2 protein-coding genes are annotated in these 1,549 nt (G+C 62.1%); both read left to right on the plus strand.

All coding sequences use genetic code 11. The annotated features are described in order from the left end of the window. Positions 1-81: 81 nt before the first annotated feature. Positions 82-1,185, plus strand: a complete 1,104-nt coding sequence (locus AU465_RS33160; protein ID WP_192257240.1) for an IS5 family transposase — start codon at positions 82-84, stop codon at positions 1,183-1,185. After that, positions 1,185-1,529: a hypothetical protein gene (locus AU465_RS33165; RefSeq protein WP_192257242.1), complete on the plus strand. Its 345-nt coding sequence runs from the start codon at positions 1,185-1,187 to the stop codon at positions 1,527-1,529. Before AU465_RS33160 ends, AU465_RS33165 begins: the two co-directional genes overlap by 1 nt. Positions 1,530-1,549 lie beyond the last annotated feature (20 nt).

Raw genomic sequence — 1,549 nt, forward strand, 5'->3', positions numbered from 1 at the left:
CTAGCAGGCTGTTGAAAAAGTGGCTCGCAGCGAGGCTGTGAGCGTGATTCAGTGTCTCCGGAGAGATTCGGAGAACGAGGCATGCGCGGCGGAGACGAACGGTCTGGCGAACTGTTCAGTTATGTTGATCTCGAGGCTCGGGTGCGGCGCGATCATCCGTTGCGCCGCATTCGGGCGATTGTGAACGAGGCGCTGGCAGCGTTGGAGCGGGACTTGGCGGCGCTGTATTCGCCGATGGGGCGGCCTTCGATCCCGCCGGAAAAGCTGCTGCGAGCGATGCTGCTACAGGCGTTCTACTCGATCCGCTCGGAGCGGCTTTTGATGGAGCGGCTGGAATACGACCTTCTGTTCCGCTGGTTCGTCGGCATCGGCGTCGATGACGCGGCCTGGGACCATTCGGTGTTCTCAAAAAACCGCGACCGGTTGCTGGAAGGTGATATCGCGGCGAAATTCTTAGGCGCAGTGCTGGCGCAGCCTAGTGTGAAGAAGCTTCTGTCGACCGACCACTTCTCGGTCGATGGCACACTGATCGAGGCGTGGGCATCGATGAAGAGCGTCAAACCGAAGGACGGCCCAAGCGGTGGTCATGGCGAGCCGCCGGCTGAAGGGGGCGGGCGAAACGCGGAAGCGGACTTCCATGGCCACAAGCGCTCCAACGACACACATGCCTCGACCACCGATCCGGATGCCCGGCTCTATCGCAAGGGCAAAGGCAAGGAGGCCAAGCTGTGCTTTATGGGACATGGCTTGATGGAGAACCGCCACGGCCTGCTGGTCGACGCCTGCCTGACACTGGCCGACGGACATGCTGAGCGGGTGGCCGCACTGCACATGATCGAACCTCGAGCGGAGCGGCCACAGGCGATCACGCTCGGCGCCGACAAGGCCTACGACGCGGAAGACTTCGTCAATGAGCTGCGCTCGATGAGGGTGACGCCGCATGTAGCGCAGAACACGAGCGGTCGCAGTTCCGCGATCGACGGGCGCACGACGCGGCATGGCGGCTATGCCGTCAGCCAGCGCATCAGGAAGCGCATCGAAGAGGCATTCGGTTGGATCAAGGTCGTAGCCGGCCAGCACAAGACCAGGTTCCGCGGTCGCGACCGTGTCGGATGGGCCTTCACCTTCGCAGCCGCTGCCTACAATCTGGTGCGACTGCCAAAGCTCATGGCGGAGACCGGCTGATGGCCAAGGCTCCCGGCTTTGCCAAGGCCTTTGCCGGCCGCTGGCGCATCGTCGAGATGGATGTTTGGGATAACGACTTCCTCGATCTCGTCGAGGAAGCGCATCTGACATTCAAAGGCTCGGCGGATGGCGAGATCGCCTTCGGCGCACTCAAGGGCTTCCTCGATGTCCGATATGGCACCCGCGATGGCTCAGCCTGCGCGGAATTCTCATGGGAGGGGCATGATGAGAACGACCCAGCCTGTGGCCGCGGCTGGGTTGTCTTTGGAACTGCAGGCCGCCTCGTCGGCCACTTCTACATCCACAACACCGACGATTCAGGCTTCGTTTGCGAAAGAGCCTGACTTCTTCAACAGCCTGCTAG

The sequence above is a fragment of the Mesorhizobium silamurunense genome, from assembly GCF_014843905.1.
In the GTDB taxonomy this organism is placed as follows: Bacteria; Pseudomonadota; Alphaproteobacteria; order Rhizobiales; family Rhizobiaceae; genus Mesorhizobium; species Mesorhizobium silamurunense.